The sequence below is a fragment of the Bartonella henselae str. Houston-1 genome (genome assembly GCF_000046705.1).
Taxonomy (GTDB): Bacteria; Pseudomonadota; Alphaproteobacteria; order Rhizobiales; family Rhizobiaceae; genus Bartonella; species Bartonella henselae.
On record NC_005956.1, the window covers coordinates 1,076,628 to 1,095,728 of the forward strand.

A 19,101-nucleotide genomic window follows, 5' to 3' on the forward strand; every position below is an offset into this window, starting at 1 on the left:
AATTTAAATTTATCTGGTTATAATAGAATGATGAAACTTATTACACAAACAACAGATCTTGAAATTGCACTTGCCACTTTACGGAACTCTGATTTTGTAACAATAGACACAGAATTTATCCGCGAAACAACTTTTTGGCCTCAACTGTGTTTAATCCAGCTTGCATCACCAGATACAACAGTTCTGATTGATCCAATATCACAAGATATTGATCTAAAACCTTTTTTTGATCTTATGGTAAATAAAAAAATTGTTAAAGTTTTTCACGCTGCACGCCAAGATATTGAAACGATTTACCATCTTGGAGGTGTCATTCCCTCTCCTCTTTTCGATACCCAAATAGCAGGATCAATCTGTGGATTTGGTGATTCTATCTCTTATGATCAAATTGTACAACGCTGCACGGGTTATCAACTTGATAAATCATCCCGCTTTACAGACTGGAGCTTCCGTCCTCTTTCAGAAAAACAATTACTCTATGCACTTGCTGATGTAACCTATCTAAGAGATGTTTATCTCCTACTGAAAAAACAGCTCGAAAAAAATAAACGCACCCACTGGATGGATGATGAAATAGCGGTCCTTTTAGAACCTAAAACCTATGATATGCCGGAAAATGAAGCGTGGAAAAAAGTGAAAGGAAAAATTAAAAAACCGCGTGAACTTGCCGTATTACAAAAAATAGCAGCGTGGCGTGAACGTAAAGCACGACAATATAATATTCCACGTCGCCATATCATAAAAGATGAATGTCTTATTGAAATTGCCATCCAACAACCAAAAGATGAAGCTGACTTGAAACGTTTGCGCAGTCTGAACAAAAATTGGGATAAATTCTCAATTGCACACACATTAATCAAAGCTGTCCACGAGGGCTTAGAGGTTGATCTTGCGACTTTACCCGCTCTTCCGAAACATAATCCACTTAATGAAACATCATCTGCCGTTATCGATCTTCTTAAAGTGTTATTAAAACTTGTTGCGAACGAAAACGGTATCGCACCGAAAATTATTGCAACTTCCAATGACTTAGAAAAAATTGCAAACGGGTGTATAAAAAAAAATATTCCCGCTATGAATGGTTGGCGCTATGAAATATTTGGTCAAAAAGCTGAACAAATGCTAAAGGGTAAGATAGGATTTTATTTGAGCAATGGAAAAATAAACACCAAACAGCTTTAATTTATAAAGGAAATTATAATATTTACCCTTTGAGATTTATGCAAAAAAATATTATAAAAAAGGGCTACTCTTTTTTTAGTATAAAATTACTCACAACTAAAAACAGCAAAACTTTGCCCTTCATCTGGAAGGTAAATCAATGTTCTTTAAAAGATGCAGAAGAGTTTTAAAAAATTTTGAGCACTCTCATTCTAGAAAATATGCCGTTCATTTTTCTACATCAATTGGGAATGCACGCAACAAATTAACACAAAATCGAGTAAGGAAGACCAACCACAATTGAATAATTTACATTCGATCAATACTTATTCAAGAATGACGAGTAAATCTTAGTCAAATTCAATCAGAGACCAACCTTAGTAGAGAAGAGAAATCGAGAAAAACAAAAAGCTTTCATTTTAAGAGAGAAGGAGAAAAAGCTTCTCTATAACAATCAATAATCCTATTATAAAGAAAAACCGCTTGGCATAAGAGCAAAGTACGAAGATATAATATTTCACATTTTGCTATATCTGAAAAGCGGACACCTCATCAAAATCGCTACTCAACAACTACAAAATGAATCTGCAAGCCGGTACCATTATCAATTTGCAAAAACCCAATATTGCCTACAACTCCTGCGTTTAGATGATTCATACGAAGCATTTTATTCCTTTCTTTATAGTTTTTATCCACACGCCAGCCCCACTTGTGACGTTCAAACAAGTAATTTTGATTGATTCAGCATACACGGATTCGAAATGAGAAAATTTTACGGTACTCGGGGCGCTTATTCAAGTTGAATAATGCTAAATTAGCCTTATAAACCAATATGATGCAGTATAAAAACAAAAAGAGAGTACAAGAGAAGCACATCATAATATAATAGGAAAAGAATCAGAAAATTTCAAAAGCGAGAGGCAATTCTATTATTTTTGACAATTTCTTCAACCGAGAAAGAGGACGTTCTCCTAATAAATCAGCATAACGCGCCGGAATGTGTAACACAACATGATCTATTTTTTTATGCCACGATAAGTGTGGTAGAACCCCTGTAGTAGAAGCGCTAAAAAGATGAGCAATACGCATAATCTCACCAAGAATACGTGCTTTCTCAATTACATCTTTGCTTGCTAATTGGAAAATGGGAAGAGATTCTTCACCAATGAGTGAACCAGTATTGCGAAAAAAAACAGCGAGAGCAGCATAAGCACGCCCCTCATGAGAAATTCCTGGATAAGATCCCAACGCTATCTGATTGGCCGCCTCGTTACCTCGATAATCTGGATGAATGCGCCAACCAATATCCGCAAGAAGACAAGCTGCTTTACGATAACGACATTCATTTTCAGTTTCCAAAATTCCAAAAACTTCAAATGCATTTGTTGTGAAGTCAATGAGTTCCTCTGCCTGCTTTGGTGAACGTGCCCTTAGAATAGCCATTTCGGTACATGCTGCAATGAGAGGATCTGAAACCCGAACTTCTTGTGGCAATCTTGAATAAAGAAAGCCTTCACGGACTCCAGCCCCCGAAAAGATTATTTTTTCAAAGCCCACACACCGAATAAGCTCGATAAGAATGATCGCTCCGTAAGACAAAAGTTGACGGCGATTTTTTGAAACAGCTGAAATCCCTTTCATATTCTCAATACTGCCATTCACGACAAAACGTAAGAAATCTTCCATTTCAACTGCATCAACTTCATAGCCATGCATAACAGGTAGCCGATAATGTTTGGTTGCCATATGGAGTTTTGCCAAATTACGCCAAGTTCCTCCTACTGCATAAAAACAACGTGCCATGCTTTTATGAACAACAGCAGATTTGCCAAACTGCTCCTGAGCAATTTTTGCAGCAACAGCAATATCATTATTCGACATATACTGTAGACGTAAACCACCTAATGGTAGAGTTATCCCCTCACCTACCTCAGAGTTATCAATATCAATAAGTTCAAGACTGCCGCCCCCAAGATCACCAGAAATACCCTTTGGTTGATAAAAAGTCGAAATAACACCATATGCCGAATAAACAGCCTCTTCACTTCCTGAAAGAAGGTATATTTTATTTTGTAAAATATTTTCAGCATTTTGAATAAAAGCTAACCCGTTTTTTGCTTCTCGCGCTGCTGCTGTTGCTAAAATATAGATCTCATCTGCTCCAATCTGCAGACAAAGCGCACGAAACCGCTTGAGTGTTCGTAGGGCCATATTCATCGAATTTTCTTCTAAAAGTCCAGTCTTTGCAACGCCTTGACCAAGACCACAGAGAATTTTTTCATTAAATAAAACTGTTGGTGAACGAACAAGACCCTCATAAATAACAAGCCGAACAGAATTTGAACCAATATCGATAACAGCGATAGGTTTACAACCCTTTAGCCGACCCTGAGCATTGATATATGTCATTGAATTTCAGTCTTTATATAGTTTGACCTTCTGCTGATACAACGCAACCAAATGCGAAACAGAAGAGTCAAAAGACCTTTCCATCCTTGAAAGACCCGCATTGGCCATAAAATACTCCTGCGCATTAAATGGGCTTTCACCTCTTTGCGGTGTTATAAGTTGTGATGTTCCATCGTTTAATATATCAAAGCTCTGTTGATTATCAATGATATTCGCTAGCATAACTTGTAAAAGAATCTGCTGACGGACCATTTTATTAAAAACTGGAACCAATATTTCAATACGGTAATCGAGATTACGAGGCATCATATCAGCAGATCCGAAATAAACAAGCGCATTCTCACTTGGGAGATTTACACCATTACCAAAACAAAAAATGCGACTATGTTCAAGAAAACGCCCTACGATTGATTTGACACGAATATTATCGGAAATTCCTGGAATACCAGGACGCAAGCAACATATTCCACGCACCACCAAATCAATCTGCACTCCCGCTTGACTGGCACGATATAAAGCATCAATTATTTCAGGATCAACCAATGCATTGACTTTCATCCAAATAGCAGCAAGCTGCCCCTGCCGTGCATTGGTAATTTCTCCTTCAATATGCTCCAAAATACGACTGCGCAATGTTAAGGGTGAAAAAGCAATCTTCATTGCTTCATTTGGGCGTACATATTCAGCAATATAATTAAACAATAATGCAACATCATGAGCAATATCATCATCAGTAGTAAAAAAAGAAAGATCGGTATAAACTTTAGCATTAATAGGATGGTAATTTCCCGTTCCAAGATGAACATAAGAGCAACGGCGTTTTCCTTCACGCCGCACAACGAGTGACATTTTAGCATGTGTTTTTAATGCAATAAAACCAAAAAAAACTTGAACGCCCGCACGTTCAAGATCACGTGCCCAGCGAATATTGGCTTCCTCATCAAAACGTGCTTTAAGTTCTACTAAAGCTGTCACTGACTTACCCTGTTCAGCAGCCTCAATCAAAGCGCTAACAATTGGGCTATCATTTGATGTGCGATAAAGTGTTTGTTTGATTTCAATAACATCAGGATCACGAGCAGCCTGACGTAAAAACTCTACAACAACATCAAAGGATTCATAAGGATGATGAATCACGATATCATTTTGACGAATAGCTGCAAAACAATCACCCTTATGCTGACAGATACATTCAGGAACACGAGGATCATAAGGAGCAAACTTTAAGTCATTGCGTGGAATAGAAACAATCTCTGAGACTGTATTAAGCGCCAAAAATCCATCAAGAACATTGATACAATACTCAGGAACCGCAAGACCATTGGTAATAAATTGGCGTAAATGATCTGGCATTTTTGCCTCAAATTCAATCCGAATGACTTGCCCACGACGACGCCTCTTAAGTGCAGTTTCAAAAAAATGAACAAGATCTTCAGCTTCTTCTTCTACTTCAATATCACTATCACGAATCACCCTAAATGTACCAATTCCCTCGACTTCATAATCAGGAAATACATGACGCATAAAAAGGTTTATAACATCTTCACATGCAATAAAACGAAAGCGATTATCTTTTTGAGGAAGAGGAATAAAACGTCTCAAGGTCGTTGGAAGTGGCAACAAAGCTATAAAAGAGTGTTGATCAGCACAGCGAGATAATTGAAGAGCAATGGAAAACCCTAGATTAGGAATAAATGGAAAAGGGCGAACAGGATCAACAGATAAAGGTGTCAAAACAGGAAAGATCGTATCCAAAAAATATTTTTCAATCCATGACTTTTCAGTTTCTGAAAGCCCAGCAGAACAAATAATTTCAATATTATTTTGTTTTAATTCATGACGTAAAATACTCAATTCTCGTAGTTGATTATCCTGCAAACACGAAATCTCAGCTAATACAAAATCAAGTTGCTCCTGCGGAGTACGACCATCTGCACTGCACGCTGTAACTCCAGCACGAATTTGAGCAGCAAGTCCAGCAACACGAACCATAAAAAACTCATCAAGATTTGTTGCTGAAATTGAAAGAAACTGTAACCGTTCTAATAAAGGATTCTTTGAATTAGCAGCTTCCATCAATACACGGTTATTAAATTGTAGCCATGAAAATTCTCGGTTAATAAACCGCGCCGGATTTTTCATTGTTATATCCGACAGAGAAATCTGATCTGCAACCGTTTTTTCCATATATTTTAGATATTTTTCCTTGTATACTCTCCAAAATTCTTATGAAGAAATATATCATATAACGCTTTACGATATGTTACCGTAATTACAACACATCAAGTCCCAATTTCTCTGATAGCATTTATATTTTAAAATTATCGCAATTATTCTTATAGACCAATTATTTTAAAAAGCACCTTGCATTATTAGAAGCTTTATCACAAACTATAGCGTATACAATAGCTAATCCAAATCATGCCTTATCAGGCAATTTATCCGGAGTTTGTACACCATGGCTGATTATAATATTCCCCATTTCCAAAATGATCTTGGATATAAAATAATCGAAATTGGTGTGAAAGAGTTTATGTGTGTAGGTGCCACACAACCATTCGATCATCCCCACATCTTTATTGACATGGGATCAACTGATGAAAAAATTTGCCCTTATTGTTCAACGCTTTATCGTTATGATCCCTCACTATCGTACAATCAAACAAATCCAACGGGATGTTTATATAATCCTAAATAATGTCTGCTCTTTTTTTTCAAATGCAAGAGAGTAACTCATGAACCAATCACCAATTATCGTTGGCGGTGGTATTGCTGGTTTAAGCTCTGCTTTGGCACTTGCTTATAAAGGAATTGCAAGCACCATCATCGAAAAGCGCAAACAGCTTGAGAGTGTAGGTGCGGGTATTCAGCTTACTCCAAATGCAACGTGTATTTTTGCGCGTTGGGGCATTCTTAGTAAACTCACAAAAATGGGTGTAATTCCACAATTTCTTCAGTTAAGAGATGGAGTCTCTTTAAAAACACATCTACACGCGGATCTTTTTAATTTATCAGAAAAAAATTGGAAATCCCCCTATCTTATGATTCATCGAGCGGATTTACAAAAAGTTTTACACGACGCTGTTATGGGAAATCCCCTTATCAAATACAAAGCAGGTGAAGCTGTTGTATCATCTAACCAAACCACAAGCGGCATTAACATAAAAACAATAAAAACAAATGTAGCAACGAAAACAGAACACTACCAATTTTATTCAACGCCTCTCCTAATCGGATGTGATGGAGTTTGGTCGACATTACGACAATTGGCACCTTTTCACGAAAAAGCAAATTTTAGTGGCTTTATTGCTTGGCGTGCAACAACAGAATTTGAAAATCTTCCCAAAAGCTTTCGTTCTATACTGCAAAATAGAAAGACAATTACTGCCTGGATGGGAGCCAAAAATCATCTTATTGTCTACCCCATTCACTCATCAGAAAAACTTTTTAATTTTGTAGCTATTACGTATGGAGAAAATGTAAAAGAAGGATGGACATACAAAGGAAAAAAAGAAAAGCTTAAATTTCTTTTTCAAAATTGGAATCAAAAAATTTTGCAAATTTTTGACCATATCGATGAATGGAGCTATTGGCCGCTATTTCAAATGAAACACAATCGTTTTTTAGGTTTAGAACGACAAGTATTTGTTGGTGATTGTGCACACGCAGCACTCCCTTTTGCAGCACAAGGAGCAGCTATGGCAATAGAAGATGCCGCTACATTAGCAGAAGCACTTTCTCTTAAAGATTTATCATTAACAAAAGCTCTTTTACTATATGAAAAAATACGTACCCCTCGCATTACAGCAGTAAAAAAACGTGGAGATTTTAACAGAATAGCCTACCATGCAACTGGTCCAATAGCGGTTGTACGTAATTTTATCATGAAAATCCGCACACCAGAAAGCATCATATCGAGTCTTGATTGGCTTTATACGTATGACGCCATGAACTTAACAAAAAATGAAAGAAATATATAGTAAAAGAAATTATAAAATTTAAAACCCTAAATTACTTTTGGCTCTCACGGATGATGGGCTCAAATTTCTTAAATATACACTTATAACAGTCATAAACAAACACCAACGCTCACCCAGTGTTGCCTCTACTCTCTCACTTAAACAGTTCATAATTTTCATATTCACTCTCCCTATCGGTTGAACTAAGATTGTACATTTTTTTCATGACAGATAAGAGTGCGCAAGACAGAAAAACATTGTAAAATCAAGCTATTTGATATTGTACAAATTTTGATGATTAATGATGAAAATTAATATGTTAATCGGAAACAAATCGCTCCTCACTGATCTCAAACAGAAGCAAAATCTTTTAGAATCTACAATCTGATTCAAAGCTAAATTTAAGTCGCTAATAAAACAAAAATGCCAATTAAAATAAGCAGTTACTTCACAAATCTTGATTTAAGTCAACTCTACATCGACAACACCCTGAATTGATTTTAGAGCACTTGCCACACGCGAATTTACCTTATACCGCTTTGGAAGCGTAATTTCAACTTCCCGTAATCCATCCTCTTGAATCAAAATAAGCGCTACTTCTCCATTTCCGCTAGGATTTAAATTTTGTTGAATTTGTGGAAGCATATCAACCGTTTTGATAAAGAGACGCATCATTTTATGATGCTGTGCTGCTTCCTTTTCTAAGGATTGAGCCGTCTCAAGTCGCAAACTAACCCCCTCAGAGCGATTTTCTGCACTCACCGTAATGATAAAAGATTTTCCAAGTTCCAATATCTCCTCATAATCTGAAAGCGCCTCGGAAAAAAGAACTGCCTCATACTGTCCACTCGTATCAGAAAAATGAACAATCCCCATTTTCTTACCAGATTTTGTTTTACGCACTTGCTTTGCCACAACAGTTCCAGCAAGCCGAGCAGCAGTTGCGCCAGCTTTAACAGCATTGGCAAAATTAACCCAATTCTGAATACGTTTTTTAACAAGAATAGCTTGATACTCATCCAGAGGATGAGCAGAAAAGTAAAAACCTATTGCTTGAAACTCTCGATGAAGTTTTTCATCCAGTGACCAAGGAGAGGCTTGCGATAGTATCAAAGGCTCTTTTAAAACACTTGTTATCCCAAATATATCAGTCTGTCCGCTAGAGTTATCATCGAGAATACGAAGTGCACGCGCATGAAGGGTTCCAAGGCTTGCCAATAAAACTTCACGTGCAATATTAAAACAATCAAAAGCACCAGCACAAACCAAACTTTCCATTGCACGCTTATTAACAATACGAGGATCAATACGCTCACAAAAATCTTCTAGATCCTTAAAAACCTTATTTCCACGGCAAGCAACAATATGGTCAACAACCGCTTCACCTACACCTTTAATGGCGGCAAGAGAGTAATAAATACAGTTATCACCAACCTCAAAAACACGATGTGATGTTTGCACACAAGGTGCAATAACTTTAATACCCAACCTTAATGCCTCACGCCGAAAATCATTTAATTTCTCGGTATTCATCATATCATATGTCATCGAAGCAGCTAAAAACTCAACGGGATGATGTGCTTTCATATAAGCTGTTTGATAAGAAATAATTGCATAAGCAGCAGCGTGCGATTTATTAAAACCGTAATCTGCAAATTTTGCTAAAAGGTCAAAGATAATATCAGCCTGATCCTTATCAACACCACCAGCAACAGCTCCATTCACAAAGCGCGTACGCTGTTTTTGCATTTCTGTATGGATTTTTTTCCCCATAGCGCGACGCAATAAATCTGCTTCTCCAAGCGAATAACCAGCAAGCACCTGAGCGATTTGCATCACCTGTTCTTGGTATACAATAACGCCTTGTGTTTCTTTAATCAAATGATCTATTTTAGGATGAATAGAAGCAATTTCCTCTTCCCCATGTTTGCGTGCATTATAGATTGGAATATTCTCCATCGGTCCAGGACGATAAAGCGCAACAAGTGCAATAATATCTTCAATACGATCTGGCTTCATGCCAATAAGAGCCTTACGCATACCAGAACTTTCAACTTGAAATATGCCAACCGTTTCACCACGCGCCATCATGGCATAAGTCGTTTCATCATTCAGAGGGATATTCGATAAATTTATTTTGATACCCTTTCGTGCAACAAAATCTACCGCCATCTTCAAAACAGTTAGTGTTTTTAATCCAAGAAAATCAAATTTTACCAACCCAGCCTGTTCAACATATTTCATGTTAAATTGTGTAACAGGCATATCGGAACGAGGATCACGGTACATCGGGATAAGTTCTGATAGCGGCCGATCACCGATAACAATTCCTGCAGCATGGGTCGATGCATGACGATAAAGTCCCTCCAGCTGAAGCGCTATATCTAATGTGCGTCCAATAGCAGGATCTTTTTTCTTTTCTTCTTCAAATTTCGGTTCATCCTTAATAGCATCAGCCAACTCAACTTGACTTCCAGGCGCAGCAGGAACCAACTTTGTAAGATATTCCACCTGACGATACGGCACTTCTAAAACACGCCCAACATCACGCAATACCGCACGTGCCTGCAATTTACCAAACGTAATAATTTGAGCGACTTGATCACGACCATATTTTTTTTGAACATAATGAATAACTTCTTCGCGCCGTTCTTGACAAAAATCGATATCAAAATCTGGCATAGAAACACGATCTGGATTGAGAAATCTTTCAAAGAGAAGAGAAAAACGCAATGGATCAACATCGGTAATCATCAATGCATAAGCCACAAGTGAACCAGCACCAGAGCCACGTCCTGGGCCAACGGGAATATCATGGACTTTCGCCCATTTTATAAAATCTGAAACAATAAGAAAATAGCCAGAAAACTGCATGCGCGTAATAACTGAAATTTCATAATCAAGCCGCTGCTCATAATCTGTAATCGTGTATCCTTCAGCCAGTCCAATTGTTTTAAGTCGCATTTTTAAACCAGCTTTAGCCTGATTTAACAATTCTCTATCTTCTGCTTCTAAAGTAAAGTTTAAATCAACAGATTGCTCTATAAAACGAGGCAAAATTGGTTTTCGAGTTGGCGTAGCAGTATGACAACGCAATGCAATTTCAACACTGTTTTCCAGAGCTTCTGGAAGATCAGAAAACAGTGCAACCATTTCCTCTTGTGACTTCAAATAATGATCTGGTGTCACACGTTTGCGATCTGGATTAGAAACAATTTGTCCTTCTGCAACTGCCATCAGCGCATCATGGGCTTCATACCCTTCTCTGTTTAGAAAAAAAGCCTCATTTGTTGCAACAAGAGGAATTTCATATGCATACGCCAACTCAATAAGCGCAGCTTCTACTTTTTGATCAAAAGAGCCATGCCGTTGTAATTCCACATAAAGGCGATCATCAAAAATCTTTTTTAAATAAATTAAGCGTTCAATAGCACGTTCTTTTCTCTCTTCTGCCAAAGAAAAATTAATCGGCCCTCCTCTCCCACCAGTCAAAACAATGATTCCTTCATTATGCGACAACAGCCAATCGGCTTTGATATGAGGAGGATCAGTATCGCACTTATCAAGATAAGCACGACTAACAAGACGAACTAAATGAGCATAACCAATCTCGCTTGCAGCTAAAAGAACAATAGAGCAAAAATCAGAAGGATGACGCCATTTAACTAAACGCGGATTATCATTTCCATCTCCAAAGTCAATTGTGAGTTGACAACCTATAATGGGTTGAATACCATAAGAAAAACAATATTGCGAAAATTCCAAAGCACCAAATAAATTATTCGTATCCGTAATAGCAACCGCTGGTGTATGATCTGAGATTGCATGTTGAATAATTTGTGGGATTTTTAAAGCCCCTTCAAGCAATGAGTAAGCTGAGTGTACCCTCAAATGAATAAAGTGAGGAAAAGGTTGTTTTTCATCTCGTATTTTACTTTTATCTTCTGACACTCTGACAATTTCCCACTATAAAATAAATGCCAAATAGCAGCTATCATCTCTCTCACAAGAGAGAGCATTGTTACGCATTATACTCAAACATACAAACCTCCGCTTCTCAGAAAGACAAGATATTTCGGGTATTTTATAGTGCATATTAGACGCCCATCAAGAAAATACCTACACTTGTAACAAAAGAAGCGCACAAAAATAAAAAGAAGAAAATTTTATAGAATAAATAGTACGAATATGAGCACTTTTCCTTTTATAGTGTTATTGTATCCATTCTTTAAAGCTTTATTTTTATGCTTAAAACTCAAACTATAAATAAAGCAACTCCCCTTGGGATTATTCAGTGTATTATCCCCAAAAAGCTCTTTTACAACACTAGAAAAAACAAAAAGAGCAAGCTAAATTTCCGTATGCTTCCAGATCTTATTCGCCCTCTTTTTACCTCTGTGCGTATCCTGCCAGGAATGAGCCCCAAAATATATGGCTTACTAGCCAAAGTCTTAAACATTAATGCTACACAACGTGAACCAACCATTATTGATCTTCTTCAATTAATGCCTTATTCTGTTATAGACCGTAGAATGCGGCCCAATATCGCTTTTGCACAAGAAGGAAACACCGTTACTCTTGAAATTATTATTGATCAACATCATTCGCCACCCATTGGCCGTAATAGATTGCCCTATCGCGTTAGCGCCCACGATCAAACAGGAAAAATAAATTTAGTGTTTTTTCATGCCCAACCTCCTTGGCTAAAAAAACAACTTCCTGAAGGAAAAAAAGTCATTGTATCTGGTAAAGTTGAGCGGTTTAACGGACAACTTTCCATGGTACATCCCGATCATATTGCCCCAAGTAAGCAATCAAATCAAATGCCTTTGATCGAACCCATCTACCCTTCTACTGCTGGTCTATCAGCAAAAACGCTAAGGCGTACAATACAAAATGCCCTTGAATATATTCCTCTCTTACCAGAATGGATAGAGGAAAGCGTCAAAAAACAGCAAAACTTTTCTTCTTTTTCTGTTGCTTTACGTCGCATCCACGCCCCCATTGATCCCGATGATTTAGCTCTAGAAAGTACAGCACGCAAACGCCTTGCCTATGATGAATTGCTCGCTTGTCAATTAGCTCTTGGGCTAATGCGTTTGAAAACCAAATCTCTTGTCGGAACTTCTCGCCCACCAACAGGAACATACACTGAAAAATTGCTGAAAATCTTACCCTTTCAACTTACAAATGGACAAAAAAAAGCAATACAAGATATTGCCAATGATCTCGCTTCACCAGAACCCATGTTAAGACTTCTCCAAGGTGATGTAGGAGCAGGAAAAACCGTAGTTGCACTCATGGCAATGGCACAAATTGCTGAAAATAGAGGACAGTCAGCTTTAATGACTCCAACAGAAGTTCTTGCAAGGCAACATTTTGCGACAATTGCACCTCTTGCTGAAAAGATCGGACTACAAACAGTTCTTTTAACCGGACGAGAAAAAGGAAAATTGCGCACAAATATCTTGAACAATATTTCATCAAGTCAAGCCTCTATTATTATTGGAACCCATACTCTCATACAAAATAACGTCACTTATAATAATCTTTCTTTAGCCATTATCGATGAACAACATCGTTTTGGGGTAAATCAACGCCTTGCACTTACAGCAAAAGGGCATAAACCGGATATGCTGGTAATGACGGCCACCCCAATTCCACGTACACTCGTCTTGACAGCTTTTGGTGATATGGATGTCTCCAAAATTACTGAAAAACCAATGGGACGGCAACCAATTACAACAGCAATACTTTCTTTGAAACGTATTGATGAACTCATAGAACGAATTGCCGTTGCATTAGAAAAGGGTGAAAAGCTCTATTGGATTTGTCCTTTAGTAGAAGAATCGATAACTCTTGAACTCACTTCCATTGAAAGTCGTTTTGCTATGCTCCAAGAGCGATTTGGAACCTCTGTTGGTATGATACATGGAAAAATGTCGACGGATAAAAAAGAAGCAGCTATGGCATCTTTTAAATGCGGAAATATAGGTATTTTAGTTGCAACTACAGTCATTGAAGTAGGAGTAGATATTCCAGACGCCTCAATCATCATCATCGAACATGCAGAACATTTTGGGCTTTCACAACTGCACCAATTGCGAGGGCGTGTTGGACGAGGAGAAAAAAAATCCTCCTGTATTTTGCTCTACAAAGATCCATTGACAAAAATGGCTGCAACACGCCTTAACATTATACGGAGTACAGAAGATGGTTTTAAAATTGCTGAAGAAGACTGGCGTTTACGAGGAGAAGGAGAGCTTTTAGGAACGCGACAATCTGGTATGCCTGAATTCCATATAGCAAATCTTGCAGTACATGGTGATCTTTTGTTACTGGCGAGAAGAGATGCACGTTTATTTTTACAACGTGATCCTCACCTTTCTTCAGAACAAGGGCAAGCTTTACGTTTACTCCTTTATCTTTTTGGACGCGACGATGCTACACGCCTATTACGAGCAGGATAACAATAAAAATCATTCACACGCATGTCACAAAAACGGGGTTGGCATGTGGAAAAAACCGTTTAAGACAGTTCATAAGAGGCATATTGGGCCGTTCTAAAACTTTTTTGCCTTTTTGTTCAAGAAATTGAGACAAAAGAGCAGGAGCTTGTTCATCGTTTTTATTCTTGAGTACTTTGTAGGCTTGTTTTTTTTCGTTTGTCTAATTCAATGAGAATATCTTTGGTTTTCTGCTGTTTTTTCTGTTTGCTCCATCTTGACACCATTCCTTTTGAAAATCATAGAGAGGAACCAAAGCCGCCTTCATAGCTGGTAATTTCGCTGTTGAGGGTCTATCAATAAGCGCCTCCTAGAGATTAGAGACAACTTTCCAATCATCATGCTGTTTTGGAACTATTCTAATACCATTGCTAATAATAGCAGCCAACTCACATAAAGCAGAGACAGCGATAAAATTGAGAGAGGATTATTGACGTTTAAAAACGTCATAAATATACCAACTTAATATCAATGGAACTTGCGCAGGGTGAAAAAACTTTACCGGTAAGAGGGTAGTACCAAACAGTTGTAATTCACCCCACCCGATGTTTTGCAATATCTTTTCATAAGAAATGGCTTCTAAACAAGTATTCTCGTTAAAAAAATGTTATCATTATCATTTAAAAGAATATTTTGATTGTTGTTTTTGCTTTCTTTCATTATTTCCTCTTTTAGAAAGCAATAAATCATTGAAGTCAGTTCTATGAGAGAATTGTATCATAAAAATATCAAAGTCTTGTTTGTACACACACTCTGCTAGGGTAAAATTTGCTTTACGATCAGCATTACCTCCATCCATTGCAACTGTGAAACATGTTTTAGTAGTGGATAAATTTGCATGCATCATTCCACCGGTTGAAAGTGATAATGCCCATAAGTCAACAGACTTTTGTTACAAACCAGACAGCAAGGAAAGATCGGTTTCTATTCCTTCACAAATGATAAGATGCTGTTGATTGCCTCGACTTAAGCACCGCCCGTTACAGAATCCAACATAGCTTTTGCCGATCTCTGATCTGTTTCATATCGATTGACTTGTAAAAAAGTCCCATGAATTGCAAAGGTAAAGGAACAGCCGTTCTTAACTAACGCCACCAACGCAGGCAGAGTTATTCCCAAGGGATGAGGAAATCTATCATGAAAGCGTAAATGAGGAGGCAATTCACAAGTGATACCCCGCATACGTAAATAGGCCTCTGCTAAAATATCTTTTATCGGTTGGCTTTATTGCCAAATCTCTCTCGCTTTATCAGCCTTCTGTTTTGCTTTTTTGACATCAGAAACAAAACTGTTTTGAGAAAGAGTGTGTGTGACAATAAGCCTGATCCCAAAATGCTTGTTTATTGATGAGAGCAATTCTTTTGAGAGCTTATATGATCTTTCTAAAAGAACAGCCGGCATAACAATAAAGTAAGAGATGCCCATCATTTCCATGAGAAAGGGATAAGCTAGTCAACCTATTATCATGGGCGGGGCACGGACAAGACCATAATGCTCATGCCAAACACCTTGCAAGGTATTTTTCATGCCTTGAGCATTCACAAATTGCATAAATTTCAATCCTGTTATTTGTACCATAGGAAGGATTTTGCTATTTTAGAATTTGTCAGAACTGAAATGCTTTATCTGTACTGTAAGGGCAAAGTTTTCTTAGGCAGAGTTGTTGCGAGGTTGTTTTTTGCCTTCTTGATTACATCATGAAGGTCTGAGTGTAACCAACGCGGTAAGGAATCGATTTTTAAAGGCTTTTTCTACCACTCCATCAGCAAGATGCCTTCAAAGTGTTGAAACGCTTATAATAATAAGTAGTTTTGCACTCTCACAAACTATAAAAGTGGTTCATTTGGAATCGCAAAATTCCCTCTATACTCAAATGATAGAATTATTATTTGTTAACTCTATTTAGCCATTCTTTGAAATGAAAGTACGATCAGGAAAAGAAAGGATAAAATCACTTTCATTACTTCTGCTGATAAAGGCACGCGAAATTCTGTTGTAACGTCGCGCTTTCCTTTAATATTCTCAACAGAGAATGTCCATATAGCGCCGTCAATTTGATCTTCAAAAATATGACGCAAAAGATTTGTACAATCTCCTTATAATGATAAGAAGGCGCAAAGCCAAATCCGTTATGATTGTTGTTTGCAAAGTATTTTATAAAAGCCAGGATATCTCTTCAATCTATAACGGTCTATAAGTAGTTTTATAAAGTTGTTTACCTAATAAAGCTCTTGCTTTTGCTGTTCCCTGTAAATTAACATCTAAACCTAACGTAATAACGTGCTTGAGACAAATTGAGACGGATAAGTTATTTTCTCTGTTGTTGCAGCTTTTATACGCCAAATAGGAGCAAGGATATTGCATATCTCTGTTTGGGTAATCTCTAAAACAGAGAGATAGCTTCATTTGGGGAGAATATGAAGCTGTAAAGATAAAAACCAACTCCCAACCTTATCATCACCCTTTAATTCGGCTTTACAGCTTTCAAAAACATTGAGGAGCAAATCTTTTAAATAATCAAAGAGTCCGTATTACCTCACGCTTTTGTTTCTCACGTTCTTTAATGGAGTCACGCCCTTCACGTAACACAGAACGCCATTGGGGTGCCAATTCACGCACTTATTTTAAACAGATATCTGTCAACGCACAAAAGCTCATTTCACGACAGTACTCATAAAGGTATACGGTTAAAGCCATTGCACATTACCCTCTTTAAGCTAATGAAGGAGAAAGCCAGCACTGTCATTCTCTTTACTAGCTCAAAATGTTGCGACAACCCTTGCATTAAGATGGTTCATGAGAGGCATTTTTACTCCTTTCTTGTACAGTTTTCACCCACACGCCAACCCTACTTGTGACGTACAAGCAGTAAAATTGATTCAATATGAAAGGGCTTGTAATAAGAGAAACTTACTGTATTAAGGTCTCTAACTCAACATGTAAAACAATGGATTATCTTTATAAATTAATTGCGTTGCATCTTCACGCATCTGCTCTCTTTTGTGACATGCACAAAAAAACGTTTTCCGCTTCTAAAATAGAAAGGATAAAATGGAAAATATTCTTGTATTCAATATACTCATTCAATATATGAAAAACTAAATTAATTTTTTGTATTCCTAATTATTCTCCCAAAGTTTCAAAAATACATATTTTCACTCAACAGTGACTGATTTTGCTAAATTACGGGGTTGGTCAACATCCGTTCCCAATAAAACAGCTGTGTGATAAGCAATTAACTGAATGGGTAAAGCATAAATAATAGGCGCAATAAATTCTGGAATATTTGGCAAAACAATAGTTGACAAAATATCAAGATGAACTGCCTCTGCCCCTTTTTTATCAGTTATCAAAATAATACGACCATTGCGCGCTGCTACTTCTTGCATGTTAGAACAAGTCTTTTCAAACCACCGATCATAAGGTGCTACAACAATAACAGGTATTGCCTCATCCACCAATGCAATCGGCCCATGTTTTAACTCACCCGCCGCATAGCCTTCTGCATGAATATAAGAAAGCTCCTTCAGTTTAAGCGCGCCTTCTAACGCAATTGGATAAGAGGTACCACGCCCTAGATAAAGAACACCTTTTACGTTTACTAAATTCCGACAAATCTGTTCAATTTTATTATCTAGCTTTAAAACCTCGTTTAAAATTCTAGGAACTTCTGCCAATTGCTGGACAAACTGATGTTCTGCCTGCTCTGCAAGGAAACCACGTTGCTTAGCAGCATCAAGGGCCATTGCAGCAAGAGTTGCCAATTGACAAGTAAAAGCTTTTGTTGAAGCCACACCAATTTCTGGACCGGCTCGTGTTGGTAAGACAAAATCAGCTTCTCTTGCCATCGTCGATTGTTCAACATTTACAATTGTTGCTGTTTTTACACCATATTCACGACAATAACGCAAAGATGCCAATGTATCAGCTGTTTCACCAGATTGAGAAACAAACACCGACAATACATCAGAATTGATGGGTGGTTCACGATAACGAAATTCTGAAGCAACATCATTATCAACACTTAAAGCAGCAAAACTCTCAAACCAATAGCGTGCAACTAAGGTTGAATAATAAGCTGTTCCACAGCTTGCAAAGAGTATTCTATTAATTTTCTTCCAATCAATCAATTTTTGAAACGAGCGAACCGTATAATTGCCAAGATCAAGATAATGCGCCAAATTATGAGAAATAACTTCAGGCTGTTCAAACATCTCCTTGTGCATGAAATGGCGATGATTACCCTTAGAAGCCAATAAAGCTCCTTCAAATAATGGGGTAAGAGGACGTTTTACCGGTTGATTATCTACATCATAAATTGTTATATCTTCCCGTGTCAGAACAGCCCAATCCCCATCTTCCATATAGCTGATAGAATCTACGAATGGAGCCAAAGCAATTGCATCCGATCCGACAAAAAACTCATCTTTTCCATAGCCAATTGCCAATGGAGGACCAGAACGAGCAGCAATCATAAGATTGTCTTCACCCTCAAAAATAACAACAATAGCAAAAGCCCCCTGCAACCGTTTCCAACTTGTGCGTATCGCTTCTTGTGGAGAAAGACCACTTTTTAACGCGCGCGTAATTAAATGAGCAATAACCTCTGTATCCGTCTCTGTTTCAAAGGTATAACCATCTTCAATGAGTTCTTTTTGCAATTCTACAAAATTTTCAATAATACCATTATGAACAATTGCAAGCCGTTCCGTTACATGAGGATGAGCATTCCGCTCCACAGCAACTCCATGCGTAGCCCAACGCGTGTGGCCAATCCCTAAATTTCCTTTTAAAGGCGTTTTCTGTAATTTTTCTTCTAAATGAACAAGCTTCCCTTCGGCCCGTATACGATAAAGACGCCCATTATGAACTGTTGCGATACCAGATGAATCATACCCTCTATACTCAAGGCGCTTTAAACTTTCAACCAAAGAGGATGTAACACATCTTTTTCCAAGAATTCCGATAATTCCACACATTAAAAAGCTCCAACTCATATTTGAAATTTATATAATTTCATAAAATAATTAAATTATCTTCCTTCAAAACTTTCAGGTATCAAATAA

10 protein-coding genes are annotated in these 19,101 nt (G+C 37.6%); 4 read left to right on the top strand and 6 right to left on the bottom strand.

The window, feature by feature from the left end; translation table 11 throughout:
- Window positions 1-27: 27 nt before the first annotated feature.
- Entirely contained in the window at window positions 28-1,182 is a 1,155-nt protein-coding gene (gene rnd, locus AYT27_RS05000; protein WP_034448148.1) for a ribonuclease D, read from the top strand.
- Window positions 1,183-2,058: 876 nt separating this feature from the next.
- Here the strand turns inward: rnd and ppx are convergent.
- Together ppx and AYT27_RS05010 are read right to left on the bottom strand one after the other, a co-directional pair.
- Complete coding sequence (gene ppx / locus AYT27_RS05005; RefSeq protein WP_011180852.1) at window positions 2,059-3,570, bottom strand: exopolyphosphatase; 1,512 nt, start codon at window positions 3,568-3,570, stop codon at window positions 2,059-2,061.
- Between the two features lie 6 nt (window positions 3,571-3,576).
- Entirely contained in the window at window positions 3,577-5,757 is a 2,181-nt protein-coding gene (locus AYT27_RS05010; protein WP_011180853.1) for an RNA degradosome polyphosphate kinase, read from the bottom strand.
- Window positions 5,758-6,028: 271 nt separating this feature from the next.
- On the opposite strand from AYT27_RS05010, the gene AYT27_RS05015 reads away from it, so the two are divergent.
- Together AYT27_RS05015 and AYT27_RS05020 are read left to right on the top strand one after the other, a co-directional pair.
- Window positions 6,029-6,268, top strand: coding sequence for a zinc-finger domain-containing protein (locus AYT27_RS05015; RefSeq protein ID WP_011180854.1), 240 nt, complete (start codon window positions 6,029-6,031; stop codon window positions 6,266-6,268).
- 37 nt (window positions 6,269-6,305) lie between these two features.
- The gene (locus AYT27_RS05020) at window positions 6,306-7,550 is read left to right on the top strand and encodes an FAD-binding protein (protein WP_011180855.1); all 1,245 of its coding nucleotides are present in this window, start codon (window positions 6,306-6,308) and stop codon (window positions 7,548-7,550) included.
- A 441-nt stretch (window positions 7,551-7,991) separates the two neighbouring features.
- On the opposite strand, the gene dnaE is transcribed toward AYT27_RS05020, so the two are convergent.
- Window positions 7,992-11,480 (bottom strand): DNA polymerase III subunit alpha, encoded by a 3,489-nt coding sequence (dnaE, locus tag AYT27_RS05025; RefSeq protein WP_011180856.1) that lies wholly within the window; start codon window positions 11,478-11,480, stop codon window positions 7,992-7,994.
- A gap of 410 nt (window positions 11,481-11,890) precedes the next feature.
- On the opposite strand from dnaE, the gene recG reads away from it, so the two are divergent.
- Window positions 11,891-13,999: an ATP-dependent DNA helicase RecG gene (gene recG / locus AYT27_RS05030; RefSeq protein ID WP_011180857.1), complete on the top strand. Its 2,109-nt coding sequence runs from the start codon at window positions 11,891-11,893 to the stop codon at window positions 13,997-13,999.
- Between the two features lie 1,002 nt (window positions 14,000-15,001).
- Here the strand turns inward: recG and AYT27_RS09655 are convergent.
- The 3 genes from AYT27_RS09655 to glmS all read right to left on the bottom strand — a co-directional run bounded on the left by AYT27_RS09655 (window position 15,002) and on the right by glmS (window position 19,014).
- On the bottom strand, window positions 15,002-15,217 hold the full coding sequence (locus AYT27_RS09655) for a DUF7146 domain-containing protein (RefSeq protein WP_306421408.1): 216 nt from the start codon (window positions 15,215-15,217) through the stop codon (window positions 15,002-15,004).
- A gap of 716 nt (window positions 15,218-15,933) precedes the next feature.
- A complete protein-coding gene (locus AYT27_RS05055) occupies window positions 15,934-16,113 on the bottom strand; it encodes a hypothetical protein (protein WP_075320663.1) in 180 nt (59 codons plus the stop codon).
- Window positions 16,114-17,190: 1,077 nt separating this feature from the next.
- Window positions 17,191-19,014, bottom strand: a complete 1,824-nt coding sequence (gene glmS / locus AYT27_RS05065; RefSeq protein ID WP_011180858.1) for a glutamine--fructose-6-phosphate transaminase (isomerizing) — start codon at window positions 19,012-19,014, stop codon at window positions 17,191-17,193.
- Between the last annotated feature and the right edge of the window lie 87 nt (window positions 19,015-19,101).

Bases quoted from the DNA above. Each gene is read 5' to 3' on its own strand.
- rnd (WP_034448148.1), top strand. From the start codon at position 28: ATGATGAAACTTATTACACAAACAACAGATCTTGAAATTGCACTTGCC.
- ppx (WP_011180852.1), bottom strand. From the start codon at position 3,570: ATGACATATATCAATGCTCAGGGTCGGCTAAAGGGTTGTAAACCTATC.
- AYT27_RS05010 (WP_011180853.1), bottom strand. From the start codon at position 5,757: ATGGAAAAAACGGTTGCAGATCAGATTTCTCTGTCGGATATAACAATG.
- AYT27_RS05015 (WP_011180854.1), top strand. From the start codon at position 6,029: ATGGCTGATTATAATATTCCCCATTTCCAAAATGATCTTGGATATAAA.
- AYT27_RS05020 (WP_011180855.1), top strand. From the start codon at position 6,306: ATGAACCAATCACCAATTATCGTTGGCGGTGGTATTGCTGGTTTAAGC.
- recG (WP_011180857.1), top strand. From the start codon at position 11,891: ATGCTTCCAGATCTTATTCGCCCTCTTTTTACCTCTGTGCGTATCCTG.
- AYT27_RS09655 (WP_306421408.1), bottom strand. From the start codon at position 15,217: ATGCGGGGTATCACTTGTGAATTGCCTCCTCATTTACGCTTTCATGAT.
- glmS (WP_011180858.1), bottom strand. From the start codon at position 19,014: ATGTGTGGAATTATCGGAATTCTTGGAAAAAGATGTGTTACATCCTCT.